Source organism: Rhodococcus sp. YH3-3 (assembly GCF_001653035.1).
Classification (GTDB): domain Bacteria; phylum Actinomycetota; class Actinomycetes; order Mycobacteriales; family Mycobacteriaceae; genus Rhodococcus_F; species Rhodococcus_F qingshengii.
Genome location: NZ_BCWH01000002.1, coordinates 2,299,334 through 2,323,199 on the forward strand (window position 1 = coordinate 2,299,334; position 23,866 = coordinate 2,323,199).

22 protein-coding genes and 2 tRNA genes are annotated in these 23,866 nt (G+C 60.7%); 16 read left to right on the forward strand and 8 right to left on the reverse strand.

The window, feature by feature from the left end; genetic code table 11:
• The first annotated feature begins 121 nt into the window (after window positions 1–121).
• Window positions 122–700 carry a YdcF family protein gene (locus tag YH3_RS23700; RefSeq protein ID WP_128638009.1) on the forward strand — a complete coding sequence of 193 codons (579 nt, stop codon included), beginning with the start codon at window positions 122–124 and terminating at the stop codon, window positions 698–700.
• Window positions 701–705: 5 nt separating this feature from the next.
• Window positions 706–2,004 (forward strand): deoxyguanosinetriphosphate triphosphohydrolase, encoded by a 1,299-nt coding sequence (locus YH3_RS23705; protein WP_007731110.1) that lies wholly within the window; start codon window positions 706–708, stop codon window positions 2,002–2,004.
• 13 nt (window positions 2,005–2,017) lie between these two features.
• On the opposite strand, the gene YH3_RS23710 is transcribed toward YH3_RS23705, so the two are convergent.
• On the reverse strand, window positions 2,018–3,556 hold the full coding sequence (locus tag YH3_RS23710; protein WP_371595318.1) for a serine/threonine-protein kinase: 1,539 nt from the start codon (window positions 3,554–3,556) through the stop codon (window positions 2,018–2,020).
• Window positions 3,557–3,640: 84 nt separating this feature from the next.
• On the opposite strand from YH3_RS23710, the gene dnaG reads away from it, so the two are divergent.
• A complete protein-coding gene (gene dnaG / locus YH3_RS23715) occupies window positions 3,641–5,560 on the forward strand; it encodes a DNA primase (RefSeq protein WP_007731115.1) in 1,920 nt (639 codons plus the stop codon).
• Window position 5,561: 1 nt separating this feature from the next.
• Here the strand turns inward: dnaG and YH3_RS23720 are convergent, their stop codons facing one another.
• Window positions 5,562–5,813, reverse strand: a complete 252-nt coding sequence (locus tag YH3_RS23720) for a hypothetical protein (RefSeq protein WP_003941570.1) — start codon at window positions 5,811–5,813, stop codon at window positions 5,562–5,564.
• Window positions 5,814–5,949: 136 nt separating this feature from the next.
• On the opposite strand from YH3_RS23720, the gene YH3_RS23725 reads away from it, so the two are divergent.
• Window positions 5,950–6,022, forward strand: a tRNA-Asn gene (locus tag YH3_RS23725).
• Between the two features lie 56 nt (window positions 6,023–6,078).
• Here YH3_RS23725 and YH3_RS23730 read toward each other — a convergent pair.
• Both YH3_RS23730 and YH3_RS36840 read right to left on the reverse strand, forming a co-directional pair.
• Window positions 6,079–6,702 carry an HAD family phosphatase gene (locus tag YH3_RS23730; RefSeq protein ID WP_037126494.1) on the reverse strand — a complete coding sequence of 208 codons (624 nt, stop codon included), beginning with the start codon at window positions 6,700–6,702 and terminating at the stop codon, window positions 6,079–6,081.
• 131 nt (window positions 6,703–6,833) lie between these two features.
• Window positions 6,834–7,031, reverse strand: coding sequence for a hypothetical protein (locus tag YH3_RS36840; protein ID WP_003941659.1), 198 nt, complete (start codon window positions 7,029–7,031; stop codon window positions 6,834–6,836).
• A gap of 177 nt (window positions 7,032–7,208) precedes the next feature.
• Here YH3_RS36840 and YH3_RS23740 point away from each other — a divergent pair.
• Window positions 7,209–7,282: transfer RNA gene (locus YH3_RS23740), tRNA-Ile, on the forward strand.
• Window positions 7,283–7,862: 580 nt separating this feature from the next.
• On the opposite strand, the gene YH3_RS23745 is transcribed toward YH3_RS23740, so the two are convergent.
• Together YH3_RS23745 and YH3_RS36175 are read right to left on the reverse strand one after the other, a co-directional pair.
• Complete coding sequence (locus tag YH3_RS23745; RefSeq protein WP_030536588.1) at window positions 7,863–8,831, reverse strand: HTTM domain-containing protein; 969 nt, start codon at window positions 8,829–8,831, stop codon at window positions 7,863–7,865.
• Window positions 8,828–9,319: a hypothetical protein gene (locus YH3_RS36175; RefSeq protein ID WP_020969946.1), complete on the reverse strand. Its 492-nt coding sequence runs from the start codon at window positions 9,317–9,319 to the stop codon at window positions 8,828–8,830. The genes YH3_RS23745 and YH3_RS36175 overlap by 4 nt, the downstream gene beginning before the upstream one ends.
• Before the next feature lie 366 nt (window positions 9,320–9,685).
• Here YH3_RS36175 and YH3_RS36180 point away from each other — a divergent pair, with 366 nt between their 5' ends.
• The 4 genes from YH3_RS36180 to YH3_RS23770 all read left to right on the forward strand — a co-directional run bounded on the left by YH3_RS36180 (window position 9,686) and on the right by YH3_RS23770 (window position 12,603).
• A complete protein-coding gene (locus YH3_RS36180; RefSeq protein WP_024487644.1) occupies window positions 9,686–10,402 on the forward strand; it encodes an SGNH/GDSL hydrolase family protein in 717 nt (238 codons plus the stop codon).
• Between the two features lie 158 nt (window positions 10,403–10,560).
• Window positions 10,561–10,713, forward strand: coding sequence for a hypothetical protein (locus tag YH3_RS36185; protein ID WP_155277928.1), 153 nt, complete (start codon window positions 10,561–10,563; stop codon window positions 10,711–10,713).
• A 313-nt stretch (window positions 10,714–11,026) separates the two neighbouring features.
• Complete coding sequence (locus tag YH3_RS35055) at window positions 11,027–11,374, forward strand: hypothetical protein (RefSeq protein WP_082920650.1); 348 nt, start codon at window positions 11,027–11,029, stop codon at window positions 11,372–11,374.
• A gap of 710 nt (window positions 11,375–12,084) precedes the next feature.
• Window positions 12,085–12,603, forward strand: a complete 519-nt coding sequence (locus YH3_RS23770) for a DinB family protein (protein WP_039973216.1) — start codon at window positions 12,085–12,087, stop codon at window positions 12,601–12,603.
• Here YH3_RS23770 and YH3_RS23775 read toward each other — a convergent pair whose 3' ends face one another.
• Together YH3_RS23775 and YH3_RS23780 are read right to left on the reverse strand one after the other, a co-directional pair.
• Complete coding sequence (locus tag YH3_RS23775; protein WP_064444127.1) at window positions 12,604–14,076, reverse strand: mannitol dehydrogenase family protein; 1,473 nt, start codon at window positions 14,074–14,076, stop codon at window positions 12,604–12,606.
• Between the two features lie 7 nt (window positions 14,077–14,083).
• Complete coding sequence (locus YH3_RS23780) at window positions 14,084–15,094, reverse strand: NAD(P)-dependent alcohol dehydrogenase (protein ID WP_064444266.1); 1,011 nt, start codon at window positions 15,092–15,094, stop codon at window positions 14,084–14,086.
• 139 nt (window positions 15,095–15,233) lie between these two features.
• On the opposite strand from YH3_RS23780, the gene YH3_RS23785 reads away from it, so the two are divergent.
• The 7 genes from YH3_RS23785 to YH3_RS23815 all read left to right on the forward strand — a co-directional run bounded on the left by YH3_RS23785 (window position 15,234) and on the right by YH3_RS23815 (window position 23,860).
• On the forward strand, window positions 15,234–16,232 hold the full coding sequence (locus YH3_RS23785; protein WP_054827191.1) for a sugar-binding transcriptional regulator: 999 nt from the start codon (window positions 15,234–15,236) through the stop codon (window positions 16,230–16,232).
• Between the two features lie 63 nt (window positions 16,233–16,295).
• Window positions 16,296–17,648, forward strand: coding sequence for a sugar ABC transporter substrate-binding protein (locus YH3_RS23790; RefSeq protein WP_030536581.1), 1,353 nt, complete (start codon window positions 16,296–16,298; stop codon window positions 17,646–17,648).
• Complete coding sequence (locus YH3_RS23795) at window positions 17,645–18,595, forward strand: carbohydrate ABC transporter permease (RefSeq protein ID WP_019748978.1); 951 nt, start codon at window positions 17,645–17,647, stop codon at window positions 18,593–18,595. The genes YH3_RS23790 and YH3_RS23795 overlap by 4 nt, the downstream gene beginning before the upstream one ends.
• Window positions 18,595–19,461 (forward strand): carbohydrate ABC transporter permease, encoded by an 867-nt coding sequence (locus tag YH3_RS23800; protein WP_064444267.1) that lies wholly within the window; start codon window positions 18,595–18,597, stop codon window positions 19,459–19,461. Before YH3_RS23795 ends, YH3_RS23800 begins: the two co-directional genes overlap by 1 nt.
• A 27-nt stretch (window positions 19,462–19,488) precedes the next feature.
• Window positions 19,489–20,583: an ABC transporter ATP-binding protein gene (locus tag YH3_RS23805; RefSeq protein ID WP_042450146.1), complete on the forward strand. Its 1,095-nt coding sequence runs from the start codon at window positions 19,489–19,491 to the stop codon at window positions 20,581–20,583.
• A 47-nt stretch (window positions 20,584–20,630) separates the two neighbouring features.
• Window positions 20,631–21,548 carry a carbohydrate kinase gene (locus tag YH3_RS23810; protein ID WP_007731141.1) on the forward strand — a complete coding sequence of 306 codons (918 nt, stop codon included), beginning with the start codon at window positions 20,631–20,633 and terminating at the stop codon, window positions 21,546–21,548.
• Window positions 21,549–21,643: 95 nt separating this feature from the next.
• On the forward strand, window positions 21,644–23,860 hold the full coding sequence (locus tag YH3_RS23815; RefSeq protein WP_058039427.1) for an MMPL family transporter: 2,217 nt from the start codon (window positions 21,644–21,646) through the stop codon (window positions 23,858–23,860).
• The last annotated feature ends 6 nt before the right edge of the window (window positions 23,861–23,866 follow it).

Below are 23,866 nucleotides of genomic sequence, written 5' to 3' on the forward strand. Positions count from 1 at the left end.
AATTGCGGGAGTGAAACCTGCTTTCGGTAACCGCCCCCACGACCCATCACCCTCACGGGCGGGCGGCTTCGGGGCAGGATTGGCTCGCTGGACGCGCCGACTGATCGCCGGTGCCGTGTTGATGGCCGTGGTTCTGGTCGGGGGTACTGCGTTCCGGGTGTGGCAGGTGGCGCGCATCGACGACACGCGGCCGGCCGACGCGATAGTCGTTCTGGGCGCGGCTCAGTATTCCGGCACTCCGTCGTCCGTCTTCGAGGCCCGACTCGAGCAGGCGTACAAGCTGTACAAGCGCGGAGTGGCGCCGCAGATCATCACTGTCGGCGGCAAACAAGAAGGTGACGAGTACACCGAAGCGGCGTCGGGAAAGATGTATCTGACCGATCGCGGAATTCCTTCGAGTGCGATCACCGCGGTGGAGACCGGTTCGGACACACTGCTCAGTATCGACGCGGTGAGCGCCGAGATGTCCTCGCAGGGAATCAATTCCGCTGTCCTGGTCAGTGACCCGTGGCACTCCTTGCGAACGCGGACGATGGCCCGCGACACAGGACTCCAGGCGTGGACCGCACCTACTCGTCAGGGCCCGGCTGTCTTCACCCGCGAATCCCAGTTGCACGGAATCGCTCGCGAAACCGGCGCGCTGCTCTGGTATCAGCTCACGCACTTCTCGGCAGACTTCCCCTACACGGCAGGGCAATAGAGACCATGACAGCTCACACCACCTACGGAGGCGGCACCTACTCCGAACACGACCTCGAACGTCGTGTCGTCGAGGCGCCGAAGCGAGCGGGGTTGCCGGGTTCGCAGATCGCAGCGGCGCAGCATCGTTCGGACTTCTCGCGAGATCGGGCGCGTGTCCAACACTCCGCGGCTTTGCGGCGCTTGGCCGACAAGACCCAGGTTGTCGGCCCGCGCGACGGTGACACACCTCGCACGCGGTTGACGCACTCGATGGAGGTCGCACAGATCGGGCGAGGGATCGCCGACGGACTCGGTTGCGATCCGGACCTGGTGGACCTCGCCGGTCTCGCGCACGACATCGGGCACCCACCGTACGGTCACAACGGCGAGAAGGCCCTCGACGAAGTCGCCAAGGACTGCGGAGGTTTCGAGGGCAATGCGCAGAATCTGCGGATCTTGACCAGCCTCGAACCCAAGATCCTGCGCCCCGACGGTCTGAGCGCAGGCCTCAATCTCACCAGGGCGTCACTCGACGCAGCCATCAAGTATCCCTGGACCCGCCCTGAGCCCGGCGCGAAGTTCGGGGCATACGACGACGACGCAGAGGTGCTCGCCTGGGTTCGCGAGGGAGCGCCCGAGCGTCGGCAATGCCTGGAAGCTCAGGTCATGGACTGGGCCGACGACATCGCGTACTCCGTGCACGACGTGGAGGACGGGGTGATCGCAGGCCGTATCGACCTTCGCTCGCTTGCTGATCCGTCCGAGCAGCGCGCACTGGCAGAACTGGGGGCCTCCGAGTTTCGGGGGTTGGTAGTCGACGATCTGATCGACGCCGCTCAACGGTTGTCCGAACTCCCCGTCGTACGCGGGGTCGGAAGTTTCGACGGAACACTCGGAAGTTCCGTCGCGTTGAAGAATCTCACGAGTGAATTGGTGGGTCGCTTCGCCACCGCGGCGATCGCCAGCACCCGGCTGACACACGGTGACCGACCCCTCTCGCGCTATCAAGCCGACCTCGACATACCCGAGGCCGTCGCATCCGAGGTGGCGTTGCTCAAGACCGTGGCGCTGTACTACGTGATGTCCGACGCCGGACACAAAGCGCGTCAGGATCGGCAGCGTGATCGTGTTCATCGCGTCGCGGAATGGCTGCTGGCAACTGCGCCGGCCGGGCTCGATCCGATCCTGCTGCCCGCGTGGGAACGCGCCGCGGACGACGGTGCTCGGGTCCGGGTAGTGGTGGATCAGATCGCGTCGTACACGGAGAGTCGGCTCGAACGGGTGGACAAAGCGAGCCTGGGCGCGCAGGCCAGCTGGGGCTGAGCCACTTACGCCCTCAGCAAGTCATCCGCGTCGACGGGTCGGTAGTGGTATCGAGCCACTTGCCGTAAGCGTCGCCACCTGCTGCGCGAACGTCCTTGCAGATCTTCGACTCGGTGTTCCCGGATTCGCGATACACCGTGTAGATCGCCGTCCCCGAATCGGAGACTTGACGCAGTGACGGGCAGGACTGGTCTGTGCGTAGGTATTTCGAGCCGGGGAACGCGTCGAGGTAGTTCTGGATCTCGCTGGCGTACGTTGCCGGATCGGTGGCATTGGCCAACACCACGATTCCGGTTCCTTTGCATGAGGGGACGGTGATCGGCTTGCTCACCCCGAGATCGCCGTTCTTCGTGGCGGGGTTCGGCGCCCGCGTGGTCGTGGTTGCCTGCTGTCCGGCGGTGGGTAGCGGCTCGAGCTTCGGCGTTCTGACCGGATCCTGAATGGGCGCCAGTGCCGACGTGGCGGTGGAAGCTGCTACAGCGGTTGGTGATTCGGGGCCCGAATTCCCCAGCGTCACCCAGGCCGCCGTGCCTCCTGCGGCCAGAACGAGTGCAATTCCAGCCGCACCGATCGCGATCGGTGCTCGGTTTCGCTTGGTCTTTGTCACGATGTGCGTGTAGTTCCCGTGAGCGGGATTCGCCGTGGTGTAGGTGGGCTGCCCGACGATCGTGGGTTGCAATCCGCCGGCGGCACCGGGGGTGTGGGTCGTCGAGAGGGCCTGCCGCGCTTGGAGTGCGAGCGCTCCCGTAGTCGGATAGCGGTGTGCGGGATCCTTTGCCATGCCGCGAGCCACGATGGCGTCAAGGCCTTGCGGGAGCGACGGAACCGCCAGTGTGGGGCGTGGCGGCGGAGCGTTCAGGTGCGAATTGACCAGATGCTCGATGCTTGTGGTGTTGAAAGGTGTTGTTCCGGTGAGTGATTGGTAGAGGACACAAGCCAGGGAATAGACATCCGCTGCGGCCGTCGGCGTTTCGATTCCGAACCGCTCCGGCGCCATGTATGCATACGAACCGACTGCGCTTCCCTCGGTGGTGATCTTCGTGTCCGTCTGTGAGTATGCGATTCCGAAGTCGACGAGGTAGGCGAAGCCGTTGTTCGTGAGAATGATGTTGTCTGGTTTGACGTCACGATGGATGAGCCCGCGGGCATGGGCGGCGTCCAACGCCGACGCGATTTGCGAGACGATGTCGACGGCTCGTACAGGCGTGAGTCGGCCGAATTCGGTCAACTCGGCTCGCAACGTATGACCTTCGACCAATCGCATGTCGATGAAGAGAACTCCGTCGATCTCGCCCCAGTCGTGCACCGGGATCACGTGCGGTTCGTTCAGGGCGGCGGTGGCGCGAGATTCTCGGCGGAAACGAGCTTGGAATGACGGGTCGGCCGCAAGCTCTCGATGGAGCAACTTGAGAGCGACCAGGCGATCCTTCGAGGTGTCGTACGCCTCGTACACTTCACCCATTCCGCCTCGGCCGAGGAGGCTACGCAACTCGTACACGCCGAATCGGGTTCCTGATCGCCCTTCGTGCGAGCTCGAGGCGTTTTCAGTCATCGTCGGTCCCATCGCTGCGGTGCAGAGTCGGCCATCAACATATCGTTGTCAGGAGGTGCCGGGGGACCGCCTAGACTGATGTACGTGGCGGGCCGAATTTCTGACAGAGACATCGCGGCCATTCGCGAACGCACTCGCATCGAGGACATCGTCGGTGAATACGTTTCACTCAAGCGTGCCGGTGGCGATTCGATCAAAGGTCTGTGTCCCTTTCACGACGAGAAGTCGCCGTCGTTCCATGTGCGACCCAACCACGGCCTCTACCACTGCTTCGGCTGCGGTGAGGGTGGTGATGTGTACTCGTTCCTGCAGAAGATGGATCACATCAGCTTCGTAGAGGCCGTCGAGCAGTTGGCGGATCGACTCAGCTACACGATTTCGTACGAGGGCGGCGGACCGTCCGTTCAGCGCGATCGCGGCACCCGTGCACGCTTGATCGCAGCAAACGCGGCGGCTCAGGAGTTCTACGCCGCTCGTCTGCGCGAACCCGATGCCCAGGCGGCTCGCGACTACCTCACCGAGAGAAACTTCGACGGTGCAGCGGCCCTGCAGTTCGGGTGTGGATACGCGCCAGAAGGTTGGGACACTCTCACAAAATACTTGATGTCCAAAGGTTTCGAGTTCAAAGAACTAGAAGCAGCCGGGCTGTCCAAAGAAGGCCGGCGAGGTCCGATCGACCGGTTCCATCGCCGACTTCTGTGGCCGATCCGCAGCGTCGCCGGTGACGTCATCGGCTTCGGTGCCCGCAAGCTCTTCGACGACGACACCATGCCGGGTAAGTACGTCAACACGCCGGAAACGATTCTCTACAAGAAGTCTCAGGTCTTGTTCGGCTTGGACCTCGCCAAGCGCGACATCGCCAAGGGGCACCAGGCGGTAGTCGTCGAGGGTTACACCGACGTCATGGCGATGCATTTGGCCGGCGTCAAGACCGCCGTCGCTTCGTGCGGGACCGCCTTCGGTGAGGAGCACCTTGCGATGCTCCGCCGACTCCTGATGGACGACAGCTACTTTCGCGGTGAGATCATCTACACCTTCGACGGTGATGCCGCGGGGCAGGCCGCTGCGATGAAGGCGTTCGAGGGTGATCAGAAGATGGCCGGGCAGACGTTCGTCGCCGTCGCGCCCGACGGAATGGACCCGTGCGATCTGCGTCTGAAGTCTGGTGACGCCGCCGTTCGCGACCTCGTGGCACGGCGCACTCCGATGTTCGAGTTCGTGGTGAAGTCCATCCTCACCGAACACGATCTGGAGACCGCTGAAGGTCGTGTCGAGGCACTGCGTCGTACCGTGCCCGTCGTTGCGCAGATCAAGGAATCAACTCTGCGCGACAGCTACGCGAATCTGTTGTGCGGATGGGTCGGTTGGGACGATCTTCCGTCGGTTCGACGACGCGTGCGTGACGAAGCTCGCAAACGGGCGTCGACGCGTGGATCGTCACCGGCACCCAAGCGTCGTCAGGTTGTCGACCAACCTGCTGCCGATGCGCTTGCGCTGCCGATCGGAATCTCCAGGCCCCGGCCCAACGATCCCGCGCTCTCGACGCAGCGAGCTGTCCTCAAGGCCGCATTGCAGCACCCTGGCATCGCCGGCAGTGTCTTCGACTCGTTGCCGCCCGAGACGTTCACCCACCCCGCCTACGTTGTCATCAGACAGGCAATGGCTGACGCCGGTGGAACGAGCAAGGGACTCGGCGGCGCCGAGTGGATCGAAGTCGTCACCAAGGGCGTCGAAGACATGACGGTGGCCTCGGTTGTATCTGAGCTGGCCGTCGAACCGATGCCGTGTGACGAAGACACGGTTCCGCGCTACATCAACGGAGTGCTCGCACGACTGCAGGAAGCGTGGGTGGGCGAGCAGGTTGCCGACCTCAAATCCAAGCTTCAGCGCGTTTCACCTGCTGCAGCCCCCGAGGAGTACAACTCACTGTTCGGCGACCTCGTGGCGCTGGAGCAGTATCGCCGACAGCTGCGTGAGCAGGCTGTCGGCGACCAAAGCGTCTGACCTAACGGTTTTTCTTCAACTGGTCGTGGGGGACCAGAATCGTAGTCTCCTCGTTGATCGGCTTCATCGGCTCGAGCTTGGGCTGAGTACTCAGTGAGTCGGCCAGCTTCTGCCGTGACGCGTCCAACACCTTCTTGGTGGCCGGACTGGTGGCCACCGCCTTCGCGGCCCGGCTGATCTGCTCGTATCGTGCGCGGCCCGCTTTGGTTCCCAGGACGTACCCAGCTGCAACACCGATCAACAAACGCATCATTCCTGCTTCCCTCCAGCACCGATCGTCCTGACTCCATCCTGCCTGATGACTCGCTGGGCAGGCGATTTGGTACTTCGGTGAAGGATTCGCTACAGTTTCTCAGGCAACGCCGGAACGGGCGAAGCGAGCAAGACAATCCCCTGTAGCTCAATTGGCAGAGCTTCCGACTGTTAATCGGACGGTTGCTGGTTCGAGTCCAGCCGGGGGAGCAGCAAAGCCCCTCACCTGAGAAATCGGGTGGGGGGCTTTCTTGTATTCGTCGCCGCTAGTGCGTTTGCAGCAGACCCACCGATCGAAGTGCCGATCCGACGTCTGCCGCTTTGTTTGCTTGTTCTGCGAGAATTCCCAGCCGTCGAGCGCTGAGGACGTTCACCGGGTTGTCGTCGACGAAGAAGGTCTGCTGTGGACGCGCATCGAGAAACTCCAGCGCAGCCAGGAAGGCCGCAGGGTCGGGTTTGGTAGCTCCGAGCATGCAGGAGAAAACATGCTCGTCGATTGCCGATGGAGTTACGACACTCTCGATGGCGGCCAAGAGAACAGGTCCGTTGTCGGAGAGTGTGGCGACCACGACCCCCTCGCTTCGAAGCGCGATTGCGAGATCGATGACCGCGCGGTCCGGGATGAAGGCCTTGGCCCAGGCTCGGCGTAGCTCGTCGCGGTCACCAGGAAACCCGAGTCGTCGAAAGCGTTCCAGGATCGCGGTTTCGGAGTGAATGCCGAGATCGCATTCCTGGTCGAACCCGGACGCGAACACGAGGGCATGAATCTCGTCTTCCGTGACGCCGATGGCCGCAGCCAGTTCTGCGGCGCGACGGTCAGGCTCGAATCGACACAGCACACCGCCCAGGTCGAACAACACGAGTTCAGGTGGTCCGCTGTCGTTCGCCATGTCGGAGAGGATAGGCGGCATCAGCACCCGTGAACGCGACGCGAAGATATTGGCGACAGATACACCAAAGCCCGACGCAAGTGTCTGCGTCGGGCTTTCGGTGGAACCGTCGAACTGTTTGACCGGTGCGCCTACTTCGCTGCGCGATCCGACGGCTCGAACAGCCGGATGATGTGGCTGGGGTTGATGTAGTAGACACCATTCGGAGAATTGAGAACGAGAGTGTCTTCGGTGAAATCGGTGACGGTGCCGTTCAGTTTCGCGCCGTCGGACATGATGATCCGGATCGTGGCCTTCGAGTTCTTGAATTCGGTCAGTGCAAGCTTCATGTGGTGATCCTGTTCCGTGGGGTGTGCACTCCCACGGTATCGGCTCATCGCGCCTGTGCCGACCAACCTTGGAAGACTCGACTCGAAAGAGTGCAACGCGTCACCGCCTGCCCGATTGTGATCCGCGTCGGATGTGCCGGTAACATTCGGATTCGCCGCGATGCATCGCATCCGGATGGGGCGGTAGCTCAGTCGGTTAGAGCCGTGGACTCATAATCCATTGGTCGCGGGTTCGAGCCCCGCCCGCCCCACATTCAGTTGCCGTGAGCCCGCGGGTCAGCCCCAATGACTTTTGTCGAAGATCATGCTCCAGACGATCGCCAAGGCGACAAGTGCACAGAGTGCAATCACCAAGACATTCGCCCACACATTGTTGGGATTGAATCGCCTGGCAATGCGCCTGCGGTTGCGTCTGAGTCGAGCGTTCGTGGTCACACAAGGAATCGTCGCATCATTATCGTCGATCGCAGATGAGGTGAAAGTCTCGGATCCAGATGACCAATTTCCCGACAGTGTCGAATGTGCAACGCTTCTGGGCGTGACCGAGCAGACAACTGGCAAGAAACCATTTTCGCCTGGTGTTAGTGCAGGCAGTCGAGCCGACCCCCGCGGCTCGACTGCCCCCAACACGCGACGTGGGGTCCGAATGGCGGCGCCGAATTGGCGATTAGGGCGCCCGTCTGCGAACCAAATGTCAGCGAAAGTAGAAGTTCTCGGAATTTCATTGGGAGACAGTAGGTTTCTTTGATCCCCAGGTTGAGGGAGCCTGAGGATCGCCTACCTGTGATTGGGGCACTCCCGAACTGTGACGGAAAGGTCCGCTCCCGGATATTAGATTTTCGGTGCGTCCGAACTGGCCGGAGATACTTGACGTGGAGTTTCCGGCGCCGACGTTCTACCGATATCGGGCCTTCTGCCCAGGGCTCGCTCGGTGACCCATACGGCAGGTGCCGACAGGAACGGCAGATACACGAAGATATAGCTGTCGAACTCGATGCCCAACGCGAGATAAACCCCAAGGTGAAACCCGAGTAAGACGACGATCCCGATTCTGAACAAGACAGGGAAGAGCACGGCAACGATCAACCAGCCTTCAGCAAAGACAGTGGCGTAGTCGAGTGCCTTCCATAGCCACTCCGAATGGATATCGAATAGTTCGTGGGTCAGCGGACCGAGCTTGGTGGGGTCAGCGACGTCTCGCGCAACGTAGCCCCGGGTTGCCTGCAATTCGGGGTTCAGCCAGCCCGACGCAGCTTTGGGTAGTGCCGCTGTAAACAGGGCGTAGGCGACCGTCACTGCCCAGATGAGCATGGGCAGTCCGCGGGTTTGAAGTGCTTTGCGTTGTGTGCGTGAACGTCGTGCGTCGAGGGACCATGCGGCGCCCCATCCAGCGGCTGCCATGGCCACCGGCAAGATTTCGAAAAGAATGAAGTGGTCGACCTTGCCGAAGGAATTGACCAACCCGCTGCCGGTCATGAGCGTGAGGGTCATTGCGATGGACGCGACCGTCGTTCGATATCCGACCAAGATGGCGATCGCCAGGATGAATCGGGCGACTTCGAGTCCGACGAGGAAGTTCTCGGAGGGTGGTGACGACAGCAGGGAGAACGGACCGGATTGCGGATGAAACAGAATCGAGGGAACCTCGCCCGCCCACGTGTAGTCGATGGGAAACGCGATCACATATAGCGCGAAGAGGATTCGAATGACAGCGAGGAACCTCGCATCCCCGCGGTACGCCTCGCACAACTGATCGATGTGGTCGCGCAGGAACAACAGAGTTCCCGCACGGGCACTCATAGATCAACCCTTGTCGTTTCGCACGGGTCAGTTGACGCATCGGTTCCGTCGGTGATGTCGATAATTGTTTTGCGCCAGCAGAACTCGATACTGTCCGGGATGGCACCACTTCCGACTTCGACGCTGCGGTTTCGGAGCCATTCGACCAATTCAGGGTCCGCGGTTCGGGTGTTGCGGTCGCCTGCCCCGCTGGGGCGGAACGCATAATCGAGTGATGCTCTCGCGGATGAGTAGCGAATATCGCCGGCGAGATCCACTGGGTTGGGACTGATCGTGGATCCGTCGGTGTAATGGAGAGTGATATCCAAGCCACTCCCACTGAACTCGCCGTCTGCATTGGGCACGCCACCGAAGCTGGGCATGCGAATTGTCGGGTACGGCTCAGGGCGGACACCGAACGAGTAGGCGCCTTGCACGAGGAGTACGACTGCGAGTGCTGCGATCGCGATCAGTCGCCGATTGCTGCGCTTTGCTTCTGTTTCCGGCATGTCGACGTTCTTCCTGGCACCTGGTGCCGGTTTCTTCGAATGAGAAAAATAGAGGGGATTGCCGAGCGAGGGGACTGGGTGTTGTCGCGCGTCCGTGCAGATGTGCCGAAAGTAGTTGAAGTGTCGACGAAATATAGCTGCGCGATTGCCGCTTGTCGCAGTGTTGATTTGAAAATGGACTTTGGTCCGTCGAATGGGGGACAGTGTGCCCTGAATGCTTTGCCGCGCCTTAACTTCCAGCAAGCTTCGCCCCAGTCTGCTGTGAGAGCGGGATTTCACTCCTTCGTTGATGGCCGATTCAAGCGGAACGACAGATGCTTGACACTCGCTCAGAGGCAACATGATTCGACCCCGTATGTTTACGGGGTGACCAAACCCAACAAGCGAACTGTCGCCGTCATCGGTGCCATGGTTTTCACCGTCGTAGCGGTGATCGTAGGATTTGCGTACGAGCAATCCCGAGACAGTCGGGCAACTGCCTCTGTATCGCAGCCTGACAGTTCGGCGCCGGCGCTGAATGCCCCTACCGACGACTTCGACACGGTCGCAATTTTGGGGGACTCGTACTCGATTCCGAACACGACGGGAGATCATTGGCCGGCGCTGCTCGCCTTCGATCGTCGCTGGTACCTGGCAGATTTTGCGAGCGGTGGCACCGGCTACGTCCAGGGAAACGAGGAAAAAGGCAAGCTACCGTTCGGTGCGAAAATTGATCAGGTCGTTGCGGTGAATCCCGAGGTCGTCATCATCGCCGGCGGTCGGAACGATGTTTCGTACCCGCTCGAGGTGCGAGATGCGACTCGGGAGTTGTATGCGCAGCTACGAGATCGGCTTCCTCACGCCAAGGTTGTCGTCATCGGCCCCATCATGGACAACCGGCCTCCATCCGAGACCGCTGTCAATGTCAACGATCGAATCCGTTCCGCCGCTGAGCAGTACAAGCTGCCTTTCATTGATGCGCTCGCCGAGAACTGGCTGTCTGACCCGACGTTACTCAAGGAAGACGGCATGCATCCCACGCCGGCAGGTCAAAGGCTCATGTTCGAGAAGATCAGCGAGCACCTTCACTCGCTCGGTCTCTAGCTCTGAAGGAAAGCGAAGAGGACCCCGCAGGCGCGGGGTCCTCTTTTTCGTGAAAAGTATTGTCGGACTTAGGTCATCAGTAGCGAGGACTTTGGGCGCAGTCTTGGCTGGCCGGCTGCCTCACACGGTGATGGAGAAGTTCGGGTAAGAAAGCTCTCGTGGACTGTGTCGCCGCCCCTATCCGCGTTGCGGCTTTCGTGCATCGCAGTTCACCGCAGGTGATGCACGCGCGGCGATACCTACGCTGGGAGCTCGTCGGCGGAATGTCGTTCTTGTCCCTTGCCGGTGGCTCGACCATCACTGCAGCCTGAACGGAGATGGCAGGGACGGCGTCGATCATGTCGATAAGTTGGCCACCCCTGATGTTCTGCGCTACCCGTGATCAAACCGGGCAATCGGAACAAAGTGCTGTCGAAGAGTTACAGTTGATGTTAATATGTAACGATAGGTCGCAAATGAACAGCGGCTTCGAGGTCGCGCTACCGGAAGCCGATTGGCGCCGGGGGAGATTCGTCTGCTGTCGATGGACGCGACGCCGTTGGGCGGCACGGATAAAGGCTCTGCGAATTGCGCCGGATCGCACCCCTGATCAACCTGGCAGACCAACGTAACGGAGAACATACTGTGACAATCAAGAACTCGATCGGGCCTGGTGTCGAAGCCGATCATGGAAACAGGCTGTTCGGCAACACTATTCGATCAGCTGAAGGTGAGGAACTGGTCCAGCGGCTGAATGCCATGTTCGAGCGAGCGAACAGCGCAGGTCAGGTGGTGAATCAACGAGAACTCTCGACCGTGCTTTCTGTGCGGAGATCCGAGGGTTCGCCGGGCGACCGGTCGATTCCGGCGCCTGACAGGCTGATGCATGCGATCAAGGGACTCTCGTACGAATCCCTTTCCCTGTTGATTTGTGCGGCCGAGCATTTACTGCGTTCGGAAGGGGTACATGTCGACTCGACGCCCTTCACGTGAGGGGCGACGAGACCCATCGAGGAAATCGAAGTGATCGGTCCGTCGCCGACGAACGAGTATTTTGTCACGAACGGAATGACGTAGTTACGTCGTCGTTTGTAATTCTGTTGTGCGACCGGCGAATCAGGCCTCCGGCGTTGCTCGGTCGCACGATCCCGATTCCGCTGCTTCGAAGGCTTCTTGGTGCGCTCACGCGCCTCAGCGTCGAATCCTCTCCAGTCGTCGTGCGGTCCGCTCATGTCATCGCGGATTCGATCGATCGGCGACGTGGAATCAGTCGGAGTATGTCCAGTTCTTCGGCCGATCCGAGTATCGACCGGCAAATCTTGTCGACGGAGTCAGATGCCGGATACCGGCACCGAAATACGGATCAACATTCACCTCGGGAAGCCGCATGAAGTGAATTGACTAACGCAGTCTGCTGTTGTGGTGTGAACGCTGCCCAGGCGCTGGCGGAACCCACGAGTTCAGGGACATCGTTCCATCCAGGGCTCTGTAGCCGGGCCAACGCCGCCTCGACCGTCCCGAAAACTTCGAGGTACGCATGTGCGTAGTCGCATGTGAAGGCGAGTTCGTGTGGTTCGGCGTCGCCCCCGTCCCCGCCACACGAAGTAAGCATCAGCACGAATGGAATCGCAAGACCGACCATGATGCGCTTCATCGGCCAATCGAAGCAGACCGACTCCGCTCCCGCGGACTATTCTCGATGCATGCCGATCACCCCGGATACAAAGAACTGGACCTGGGTCCTCGAACGCCCTTGCGGCGAGTGTGGGTTCGATTCATCCACCGTCGCATTCACGGACGTTCCCGATCTCGTGCGTGCCAACGCCGCATCCTGGGCTGCAGTGCTCGAACACGAGAACGTGACGGTGCGGCCAGACAGCGACACATGGTCAGCGCTGGAGTATTCCGCCCACGTACGCGACGTGTTCCGGATCTTCAAGGTGCGGTTGGAACAGATGCTCGAATTCGACGATCCGCGATTCGAGAACTGGGATCAGGACGCAACAGCCGAGGCCGAGCGGTACAACGACCAAGATCCGGCAACGGTGGCATCGGAATTGTCCGACGCCGCGGCGGAGGTCGCGAATGCCTTCGAAACCGTGCCAGAGGGTAGCCGCCAACGACGGGGTCTCCGCAGTGACGGATCGGCGTTCACCGTCGAATCGTTGGCGGCCTACTTCATTCACGATCCGATCCATCACCTGCACGACGTCTCGGTGTAGTCAGAGCCCGCGCACCTCCTCGAGGGTTCTTCTGGCTCCGACGGAGTGCAACGAGTCGAGCGTCTTTCGGAAGCTAGCGACAAATCGGCGATCGTCCACGAGATCGCCGAACACTTGGCGGTACCCGATGAAGGCCAACGGGTCGCTCGACTGTTTCTGGGCGAGCGGCACTAGAGTGTCCGACAGCTGATCGACGACGGTGATGGGATCTCCGTTCTCGTCTGTGCCCTCGGCGTAGCGGGCCCAGCTGGCGACAATTGCGGTGGACAGGTTGATCGACCCACCGGTGTCGAGTTGGGTTCGGATGACGGGCAACAGCCACTTGGGAATTCGATCGGACGATTCGGCGCACAGACGTGCAATCGTGTCGCGGACCTGGGGGTTCGAGAATCGTTCGATGAGGGTCTTCTTGTACTGACCGAGGTCGACGCCGGGTACCGGATCAAGGGTCGGCGTCGCTTCCAGATTCATGTAGTCGAGCAGGAATCCTGACAAGAGTTCGTCCTGGCATGCCTCGTGGACCAGACGGTATCCGGCAAGGTAGCCGAAGTACGCGATGCCTTGATGGCCGGCATTGAGAAGGCGCAGTTTCATCAGTTCGTACGGGCGAACATCCGGCACGAGATTGACGCCGGCATTCTCCAGAGGTGGCCTGCCTGAGGTGAACTCGTCCTCGAGGAACCACGCGGTGAACGGCTCAGCTGCGACCGGCCACTGATCGTCCACGCCAAACGTCTCGGCGATCTCGGTGGTCACCTCGGCTGTCGTGACGGGTGTGATCCGGTCGACCATGGAGTTGGGGAAGGCGCCGTTCTCGTCGATCCACTCCGCAAGTTCGGGATCCTTCAGAGCGGCGAACGCTCCGACAGCCGTCCTGGCGACCGATCCGTTGCCTTCGATGTTGTCGCAACTCATGATCGTGAACGGGGTGAGGCCCCGGTCGCGACGGAGTGCGAGTGCCGCACAAATCAGACCGAAGGTGGTGCGGGGGAGTGTTCCCGGCTCGAGATCGTGCATCACATCGGGATGGGACGCGTCGAACTCGCCCATAGTGTGCGAGATGTTGTATCCGCCCTCGGTGATGGTGAGAGATACGATTTTCGTCGATTCGGATGCCATCTTTTCGATCACCGCCTCCGGATCCTCTGGAGCGAACAGGTACTCGACGATCGACCCGATGACCCGGGCCTCGAGGGTTCCGTCGGAATGCTTGAGCGCCAGCGTGTAGAGGCCGTCCTGCGCGCGGAGTGCGTCTTTCATTCGCTTGTCCGACGGCATCACTCCCACTCCGCAGATTCCCCAGTCGAAGCCCTCACCGCGTCGCAGGAGAGCATCGATGTACATGGCCTGGTGTGCACGGTGAAAGCCTCCGACACCGAAATGCACTATGCCAGTGGTGACTTTGCTCCGGTCGTAGTTCGGCACTTCGAGTGCAGCATCGAAGTCGAGCAGGGTCTTCGTATTGAGTTCCATGAAAGTACTAGTCTCCTTCGGCGACAATGACTACGGCTTTGATGCTGCCGGGAATGCGATCGGCCACCAGGGCCTCTTGCGACTGTTCGAGTGAAAAGCGTGCTGTGACCATCGAGTCCAGATCGACGCGCCCGGCAGCGACCAATGCGGCGGCGATCGGCCACGTGTTGGCGTACCGGAACACTCCGGTCAGCATCAGTTCGCGATTCTGAATGATCGGGACCGGCAACGGTATCTCGTCGGCACCCATTCCGACTAGAACGACGGTCCCAGCGGGCCGAACTGCGTGAATCCCGTCGATCACCGCGGCCGTGGCACCCGAGGCGTCGATGAATGCGTCGACGGCCAGCGAGCGTACGTCGCCCTCACGTGGATCAACGACGGTTGTTGCGCCGAATTTCAGTGCCACATCACGCCGGGCCGCGTCGATGTCCGAGACGATGACTTCCGTCGCGCCGAATGCCTTGGCCACCTGCGTCGTCACGATTCCTACCGGGCCGGCGCCGGCGATCAACACCCGAGAGCCGGCAGTGATCCCCGCCTTCTGGGCTGAGGCGATCCCTACGGAGAGTGGCTCGAACAGCGCAGCTGCCTCGTAGGACACGGAATCTGCGATGGGATGGGCGAAGTCGGCACCGATCGTGACGTAGTCGGTCAGCGCACCGTCGATCGGCGGCGTCGCGAAGAACTCCATATGAGGGCAGAGGTTGTATCTGCCTGCCTTGGATTCGAGACTTGTCGGATCGGGCTTCTGAGGCTCGATGGAGACACGCTGCCCGATGCGTGTTGGGTCGACGCCGTCACCGACCGCGGCGATGCGTCCCGATGCTTCGTGTCCGAGAACGAGCGGTGAGTTGACTACGTAAGGGCCGATGCGACCTTCGTGAAAGTAGTGCGCGTCCGACCCGCACACGCCCACGGCATGGATGCGAACGAGGACCTCACCCGCCTTCGGGGACGGTCGTGGTCTCTCGACCATCTGCATCTTTCCGGTCTCGACGAGGACATTTGCCCGAATTGTCGCAGGTAGATCGACGGATTCTCCGGAAACTGTTGTGTGGGTCACAACGTAGATGTTAGCTTAATGAGCATAAGAACATCTAGTGAGCATTTGCTCACGATCGAGAAACTTTGAACCTGATGCACAAGGAGACCGTGTGAACCAGTCGGCTCAGCCCACAGGACTCAAGACGTCGAAGTTGCCCGCTTCCGAAGATGTGCGGCTCGCCTTGCGGGCAGCGACCATGTATCACCTCGAAGGTGCCACTCAGGCGGAGATTGCAGCGAAGTTGGGCGTCTCGCGGCCGACAGCCGGGCGACTGTTGGCCAGGGCGCGGACGCAAGGTTTGGTCAGGGTCGAGATTTTGGTACCGCCGGAGCTCGAAGGTTCGGTGAACACGGAGTTGGAATCGAAGCTGGAGAAGCACTTCGGGTTGGCCGAAGTGTTGATCGTCCCCGAAGCGATTTCGGATGCGGACGACCCGGACTTCGACGCACTCGGTCGACGAGCAGCGGAAGTTCTGGTTCGTCGTCTGCAGCCGTCGAGCGTTCTCGGGTTTACCTGGGGTCCGGAAACCGTTGCGGTAGCAGGGTCTTTGCCAGACAAGGCCGCGAAGTGCTCGGCTGTGGTACAACTTGACGGCTCCATGACGGTGACCGACTACCAAACCGGTGTCGACTTCACCATCGGCCGATGTGCACAACAGTTGCAGGCCAATCCTATTCGTCTCAACGCTCCGCTGTATGCCGACCCGGCGACTGTGGAGTCGATGCGAAACGACTCGGTGATCTCGAAGGCGCTGCAAGCCGGAACTGATTCCGACATCATGGTTTTCGGAGTTGGTGCCGTCTCGACTGCCACGACCTTGTTTGCCGGTAGCTTCGTCGACTCGACCATGCTGGACGAGTTGGAAAGTCGAGGCGCTGTCGGTGAAATCGGCGGCCGTTTCTACACGATCGACGGCAATCCAGTGGAGGGGCCACTGCCTGAGCGAACGGTCTCCGTATCGCTCGACGCAGTGAAATCCTGCGATCAGACGATTCTGATTTCGGGGGGAACACACAAACGCCAGGCCGTTCTGGGCGCATTGCGCGGAGGTTTGGCAAACGTACTCGTCACCGACGTCGAGTGCGCCCAGTGGCTGCTCGAAGGCTAGCGATCTCACGAGTTTCGCGGTCCGAGCGCGCGACTGACACGCAAGTGTGAAGGAAGGTAATCCGTGAAAACAGGAAGACGAGTGTGGGGCGCTGCCGCGGCGGCGCTCTGCCTCCTGGTGTCGGGATGTGCGGGCGCTGGTGCGCTCGGTGGTTCCGGCGAACGAACAGTCACCATCGCGATGGTGTCGAACTCGCAGATGCAGGACGCCATCAAACTGGCGCCGGCTTTCGAAGCCGAGAACCCTGGCATCGACCTCAAATTCGTCAGCCTTTCCGAGAACCAGGCGCGCGCCAAGATCACGGCGTCGACGGCAACCGGCGGCGGTGAGTTCGACGTCGTGATGATCAGCAACTACGAGACACCTCAGTGGGCCGCCAACGGTTGGCTCACGAACCTGTCCGACTATGCAGACACGACGCCCGGTTACGACGAGGACGACTTCGTACCGTCGATCAAGACTTCTCTGTCGTACGAGGACAGTATGTACGCGGTCCCCTTCTACGGGGAGTCGTCGTTCCTGATGTACCGCAAGGATCTGTTCGATCAGGCGGGGATTACAGTTCCCGAAGACCCGACGTGGCAAGAAGTTGCAGGTTGGGCAGCACAGTTCGACAACCCGGACGCCAAGATGGCGGGAATCTGCTTGCGCGGAAAGCCTGGCTGGGGTGAGGTACTCGCACCGCTGAACACCGTGATCAACACCTTCGGTGGACGCTGGTACGACGAGAATTGGAATGCGCAGCTGACCAGTCCGCAGGTCGAGGATGCGGTTCAGTTCTACGTGGACACGGTCAAGGAGCACGGTCAGCCGGGTCCTGCCACAAGCGGATTCGGTGAATGTGCAACACAATTCGCGCAAGGCAACACGGCGATGTGGTACGACGCGACGTCGGCTGTGTCGGTTCTCGAGGACCCTGCGTCGTCGAAGGTAGTCGGCAACATCGGATATGCGAAGGCCCCGAAGGTCGAGAAGTCCGATCCTGGTTGGCTCTACACGTGGGCGCTCGGAATCCCGGAGTCGGCAAAGAACAAAGATGACGCCTGGAAGTTCATTTCCTGGATGACGAACAAGGACTACATCCAGAAGGTCGGAACCGAACTCGGCTGGTCGAGAGTTCCTCCGGGAAGTCGCCTATCGACCTACGAGATTCCGGAATATCAAGAGGCCGCACAGGCATTCGGTCCGATCACCCTCGAATCGATCAACAATGCAGATCCGAAAAACCCGACAGTGCAACCGGTTCCGTACACCGGCGTCCAGTTCCTCACCATCCCTGAGTTTCAGGACCTGGGCACTCGCGTCAGCCAGCAGATCAGTGCGGCCATCGCGGGTCAGAAGAGCGTGAAAGAAGCACTCGAACAATCCCAGCAGTATGCCGAGGTGGTCGGCAAGACCTATCAGGAGAACCGATGACTACGGTTGCCGAGCCCAGAACTACGGTGGACGACGCGCCACCGGTCCGTGTCGAAAAGAAGATCTCCCGCGCCGAGGGTTGGCGTCGTAGAGGTCCCCTGTTGCCGGCGTTGATCTTCTCGATCGTCGTCACCCAGATTCCGTTTCTGTTCACCCTCTACTACTCGACGCAGTCGTGGAACCTAGTCCGGCCGGGATCGCGGCACTTCAACGGGTTCGACAACTACATAGAGGTTTTCAAGGACAGTCAGTTTCGGGAAGTCGCGGTCAACACGGTCATCATGATCGTGGGAACCGTCATCGTTTCCGTGATCCTCGGACTCGCGCTGGCGCTGCTACTCGACCGCGCATTCCTTGGTCGGGGGATCGTGCGGACACTGCTGATCACGCCGTTTCTCATCACTCCCGTCGCCGGCGCATTGCTGTGGAAGACAACAATGTTCGACCCGGTGTTCGGTATCGTGAACTTTGTCCTCCAGCCTTTCGGCGTCGGCCAGGTCGACTGGGTCAGTAAGTTTCCGCTCGCCGCCGTCATGATCAATCTGATCTGGCAGTGGACGCCCTTCATGATGCTGCTCATTCTGGCCGGTTTGCAGTCCATGCCCCGAGACATTCTCGAAGCCGCACGAGTGGACGGAGCCAAGCCGTTTGCGATGTTCCGCGAACTGACGTTGCCGCACCTGCGCCGCTTCATCGAACTCGGTGCAGTTCTGGGTGCGATCTACCTCGTGAACACCTTTGACGCGGTGTACATGATGACCTCGGGTGGGCCCGGCGTGGCCAGCTCGAACCTGCCGTTCTACATCTACCAGCGCGCGTTCCTCGGCTTCGACGTAGGTCAAGCTGCGGCGATGGGTGTCGTGACAGTGATCGCGACGATCATCGTGTCGACACTTGCGCTCCGATTGATCTTCAAGAGCTTCACCGGCAACGAGGAGGCGGCGTGATGACTGCCGTAGAGACGACAAGCGCGACGACCGACAAACCCGTCGTCAAGAAAAAGAAGAGCAGTAAGTTCAGTCCGTGGTCGGTCGTGGCGTGGATCGCCGCTCTCGGATTCTTCTTCCCGGTCTTCTGGATGGTCCTGACCGCGTTCAAGACCGAGGCAGACGCCTACACGGATCCGCCGAAGCTGTTCTTCACTCCCACCCTCGAACAGTTCCGTGCCGTCCTCGACTCCGGTCTCGGCACGACGCTGGCAAACTCCGCATTTGCGACGGCCATGTCGACGATTCTTGTTCTGCTACTGGGTGTTCCGGCTGCATTTGCATTGTCGCTTCGCCCGGTAGTCAAGACTCAGGACGTTCTGTTCTTTTTCATCAGTACCAAGATGCTCCCAGTCGTCGCTGCAATCGTGCCGCTGTACGTGATCGTCAACGACATCGGGTTGCTCGACAACATCTGGGCGCTGGTCATCTTGTACACATCGATGAATCTGCCGATCGCAGTGTGGATGATGCGTTCGTTCTTTCTCGAAGTCCCCGGCGAACTTCTCGAAGCTGCCAGCATGGACGGCGCGAGTTTGTGGACCTCGGTTCGCGAGGTGATCCTCCCGCTGATCTCGCCCGGAATTGCTGCGACTGCGCTGATCTGCGTGATCTTCTCGTGGAACGAATTCTTCTTCGCAGTCAACCTGACAGCTGTTCAAGCGCAGACGATTCCGGTCTTCCTGGTCGGGTTCATCACCGGCGAGGGACTGTACTGGGCTCGGCTCTCCGCGGCAGCGACCATGGCGGCATTGCCCGTCATCCTGGCCGGTTGGTTCGCCCAGAACAAACTGGTGCGCGGCCTGTCCTTCGGTGCAATCAAATAATTCTCCTCACCCTCTCAGGAGTTCGTCATGGCTGAAATCTCGTACCAGAAAGCGTCTTGCATCTACGAAGGTGCCGGGACCCTCGCTGTCGATTCACTCGATCTCGACATCAACGACGGGGAGTTCATCGTGCTCGTCGGTCCGTCAGGTTCCGGAAAGTCCACGGCCCTGCGCATGTTGGCAGGGCTCGAGGACATCGATTCCGGCGCGATCACCATCAACGGCAAGGACATGACCGATGTCCCGTCCAAGGATCGCGACATCGCAATGGTCTTCCAGAATTACGCGCTGTACCCCAACAAAACCGTCGGGGAAAATATGGGGTTCGCGTTGAAGATGCGCGGTGTGCCCGTCGAGGAGCGTAAGAAGAAAGTGGCCGAAGCGGCTAAACTGCTTGACCTGACTGACTATCTCGACCGCAAGCCGGCCAAGCTTTCCGGTGGTCAACGGCAGCGAGTTGCCATGGGCCGAGCTATCGTTCGTGAACCGCAAGTGTTCTGCATGGACGAGCCGCTCTCCAACCTCGACGCAAAGCTACGCGTCCAGACCCGCACGCAGATCGCGGCGTTGCAGCGTCGTCTCGGAACCACCACCGTCTACGTCACGCACGATCAGGTGGAAGCGATGACGATGGGTGATCGAGTGGCAGTGCTCAAGGGCGGCAAGTTGCAACAATTCGCTTCTCCGACCGAACTTTACGATCGGCCGGCCAATGCGTTTGTTGCCGGCTTCATCGGATCTCCAGGTATGAACTTGGTAACGGCGCCGGTCAGTTCGGGTGGGGTGCGTTTCGGCGACGTCGAGGTTCCGCTGGACCGCGAGCAGATGGCGGCAATCGCCGCGGCCGGTCTGGCTTCGGTCACAGTGGGAATTCGGCCCGAGCAATTCCAGGTGGTTGCTGCCGGAGACGGAATCGCAGCTCAGATCGACCTGGTAGAGGAACTGGGCAACGAGTCGTACATCTACGCACACGTGCCTGGTACCGAAGCCGACCCGATCTCGCTCGTTGCACGCACCGGCGGTCGATCGAAGCTGCAGTACGGCCAGACGCTGGGCTTCGAGCGGGTGGACGGCCTCGTTCACCTCTTCGACCCGGCTACGGGCGAGCGTGTGGGTAGCTGAATCCCATCACATCCATCTTCGACTGGTGAGAAGGTTAGGGTCTACCGATGAGTGATACACGCGAACGATCCGTCGTGGTGTGTGGTGAGGGACTGGTTGATCTGGTTCCGGTGGGGGAGAACTTCTCACCCAAGTTGGGCGGTGGACCGTTCAACGTTGCGATTGCACTGGGTCGACTCGGATCCGACGTGGGATTCGTCTCTCGCTTGTCCACAGACGCTTTCGGAGATCGGATGATCGACTCGCTGGCCGCGTCCAATGTCGACACAACTGGGGTCGAACGTGGGCCCGAGCCGACAACTCTGGCCGTCGTGAACCTTGCAGCGGACGGAGGTGCGCGGTATTCCTTCTACCTCGAGGGAACGGCGGATCGACAGTTCGCGCTGCCGAAACTTCCCTCTGCCCGGGCATTCTCGTTCGGAACGCTGTCGCTGGTGCTCGAGCCCGGGGCCTCTGCCTACGAAGCTTTGCTGCACGAAGCACACGCCCGCGGTCGACTCACCATGGTCGACCCCAACATTCGTCCGGCGGTGATCTCCGACCCGGACGCGTATCGACGACGGTTTCGTTCGTGGTTGCCCGCCATCGATATTCTCAAAGTGAGCGACGACGACGCGAAGTGGTTGGGTTCGGTCGACGGCGCCGAGTGGCTCCACGAAGGCGTCGGCGCCGTCCTGCTCACCCGTGGTGGTGACGGGTTGCGGTTGATCACCGAGGAACTCGATGTTTCGGTGCCGGCGCCCGCGGTCGACGTCGCGGACACGATCGGTGCGGGCGATACCGTTCACGGAGCCCTGTTGGCCTACCTTGATCGTCACGACGCACTCGACGTCGCTGTTGTGCGTGCGTTCACCGAGGCAGATTGGTCGGCCGCGTTGACCTTTGCCGCACGCGCGGCAGCCGTCACCGTGTCACGTCCCGGGGCGGATCCGCCGTGGTCAAGGGAGTTGGGCCTGCCCGTCTAGCACTGGGGACCACCGCCCTACTGCGAGCGCAGTACGTCGAACTGCCTACCTGTGCACGATGTGCGACGGGGTCGTGTATCGGCACAGTGACACGCATGTCGATATTCCTGTACAAACTCTCGCGACTCGCGTTTCGGCGCCGTTGGGCAATGGTGGGCTTCTGGGTCGTCCTGCTGGTGGCGGGCGGAGTAGGCGCAGCAACGCTGTCCGGTCCGACCGTCAATACGTTGTCGATTCCGGGCACCGAATCACAAGCGGCGCAAGATCTTCTGGCTGAAAGATTTCCGCAATCGTCCACCGACGGAGCCAGTGCTCGCATCGTCTTCGAATCTCCGGCGGGCACGACGCTCACCGATCCGGCGATTCGACAATCCGTCAGTGACTTGGTCTCTGCGCTCGGGAAGGATCCTGAGATTGCAGCGGTATCGGATCCGTATGCCTCCGGCGGAGTGTCGCCGACTGGGACGATCGGATACATGCAGGTCTCCTATACCGCCGACTCGATGGACTTACCGGACAGTTCGAAAGAACTGCTCGAGTCCGCCGTCCACGACGCCGCGGATTCAGGGCTGGCAGTCGATGTTGCCGGCAACGTGCTGATGGAAAGCAGCGCCGAATCGATGGGAGAGGTGATCGGAGTCGCGATCGCCGCGGTGGTGCTGACCGTCACCTTCGGTTCCTTGGTTGCGGCGGGGCTTCCCTTGATCAGCGCGTTGATCGGCATCGGCATCGCGATCTGCACGATCACAATCGCAACTGGTTTCATCGAATTAGGTTCGAGCACAACCGTCCTGGCAATGATGCTGGGGCTCGCCGTGGCGATCGACTATTCGCTCTTCATCGTCTCGCGCTACCGCTCCGAACTACGTGACGGACATGATCCAGAAATTGCTGCGGGCCGCGCAGCGGGGACTGCGGGTTCGGCCGTAGTGTTCGCGGGGTTGACGGTGCTCATCGCATTGGCAGGACTGTTCGTCGTGAACATCCCGTTCCTGACGAGCATGGGTCTGGCTGCAGCCTTCGCAGTTGCTGTTGCAGTGGTGATTTCACTGACGCTGCTGCCCGCCACACTCGGATTTGCAGGGTCGCGCGTCATGAGTCGGTCTGATCGTCGACTGCTGGCGTCCGGCGGTGAACTGACACACCGGAAACAGTCGGAGGGGGCGGGCTCGCGATGGGCCAAGTTCGTGATCCGGCGTCGAGTTCCGGTTTTGCTCGCGTCAGTCCTCGGGCTGGGATTGCTGGCGATCCCCACATTCGGAATCAACCTGAGTTTGGCGAGCCCACCAGTGCCCGACACAACTGCCGCCAGGGCTACCGACCGACTATCCGAGGGGTTCGGTGCCGGGTTCAGCGGTCCGCTCATGGTGGTCGTCGACGTTGCCGACGCCGCAGATCCGGCAGCGGCATTGAGCGGCGCCCAGGAAAAGCTCGGCGCTCTGCCCGACGTAGCGGCAGTGACGCCGCCAGCACTCAATCAGGCCGGCGATACAGCAGTCATCACGGTGGTTCCCTCGAGTGGCCCGGAAACCGAGGCAACAAAGGCGCTCGTCGCAGATATACGTGAGGTCGCCGGATCACTGACCGACGAGACCGGAGCCACGATGTCGGTCACCGGTCAGACAGCGTTGACGATCGACGTTTCGGATCGCCTGGCCGACGCCCTGGTTCCCTACCTCGCATTGGTCGTCGGCCTCGCCTTCATCCTCCTGATGTTGGTGTTCCGCTCGATCTTGGTACCACTCAAGGCAACTCTCGGATTTCTGCTCTCGATCGGTGCGACGTTCGGTGTGCTGGTCGCGATCTTCCAGTGGGGTTGGTTCGCCGGCATTCTCGGAATCGAAGGTCAAACCGGATCAGTTGTGGCGATGTTGCCCATCTTCATGATTGGCATCGTCTTCGGGTTGGCGATGGACTACCAGGTGTTCCTGGTGACCAGAATGCGTGAAGCGTTCGTCCACGGTGACGGACCGGATGAAGCAGTCGTGAAGGGCTTCGACCAGGGCGCGCGAGTGGTCACGGCCGCGGCGCTGATCATGATCGCCGTTTTCGCGGGCTTCATCTTCGGCGGCGACGCCTTCATCATGCAGATCGGACTCGGACTCTCGTTCGCGGTTCTGTTCGACGCCTTCGTGATTCGTATGACCGTCGTACCGGCCGTCATGTCCCTGTTGGGCTCGAGGGCATGGTGGTTCCCCTCATGGCTGGACCGGTTGGTCCCGAACGTCGATGTCGAGGGGGAGCAGTTGACTGCGCTGCTCGCAGATTCGAAGGAATCCAGTGAACCCACGAGCGACAAGTTGTCGGTGTGACCCGGA

Excerpts from the sequence above, each read along its gene's own strand:
- YH3_RS23700 (WP_128638009.1), top strand. The coding sequence starts at position 122 with ATGGCCGTGGTTCTGGTCGGGGGTACTGCGTTCCGGGTGTGGCAGGTG.
- YH3_RS36175 (WP_020969946.1), bottom strand. The coding sequence starts at position 9,319 with ATGCCGGAAACAGAAGCAAAGCGCAGCAATCGGCGACTGATCGCGATC.
- YH3_RS23770 (WP_039973216.1), top strand. The coding sequence starts at position 12,085 with ATGCCGATCACCCCGGATACAAAGAACTGGACCTGGGTCCTCGAACGC.
- YH3_RS23730 (WP_037126494.1), bottom strand. The coding sequence starts at position 6,702 with ATGGCGAACGACAGCGGACCACCTGAACTCGTGTTGTTCGACCTGGGC.
- YH3_RS23805 (WP_042450146.1), top strand. The coding sequence starts at position 19,489 with ATGGCTGAAATCTCGTACCAGAAAGCGTCTTGCATCTACGAAGGTGCC.
- YH3_RS23775 (WP_064444127.1), bottom strand. The coding sequence starts at position 14,076 with ATGGAACTCAATACGAAGACCCTGCTCGACTTCGATGCTGCACTCGAA.
- YH3_RS36840 (WP_003941659.1), bottom strand. The coding sequence starts at position 7,031 with ATGAAGCTTGCACTGACCGAATTCAAGAACTCGAAGGCCACGATCCGG.
- YH3_RS23815 (WP_058039427.1), top strand. The coding sequence starts at position 21,644 with ATGTCGATATTCCTGTACAAACTCTCGCGACTCGCGTTTCGGCGCCGT.
- YH3_RS23705 (WP_007731110.1), top strand. The coding sequence starts at position 706 with ATGACAGCTCACACCACCTACGGAGGCGGCACCTACTCCGAACACGAC.
- YH3_RS23745 (WP_030536588.1), bottom strand. The coding sequence starts at position 8,831 with ATGAGTGCCCGTGCGGGAACTCTGTTGTTCCTGCGCGACCACATCGAT.
- YH3_RS23810 (WP_007731141.1), top strand. The coding sequence starts at position 20,631 with ATGAGTGATACACGCGAACGATCCGTCGTGGTGTGTGGTGAGGGACTG.
- YH3_RS23800 (WP_064444267.1), top strand. The coding sequence starts at position 18,595 with ATGACTGCCGTAGAGACGACAAGCGCGACGACCGACAAACCCGTCGTC.
- YH3_RS23720 (WP_003941570.1), bottom strand. The coding sequence starts at position 5,813 with ATGATGCGTTTGTTGATCGGTGTTGCAGCTGGGTACGTCCTGGGAACC.
- YH3_RS23710 (WP_371595318.1), bottom strand. The coding sequence starts at position 3,556 with ATGACTGAAAACGCCTCGAGCTCGCACGAAGGGCGATCAGGAACCCGA.
- YH3_RS23795 (WP_019748978.1), top strand. The coding sequence starts at position 17,645 with ATGACTACGGTTGCCGAGCCCAGAACTACGGTGGACGACGCGCCACCG.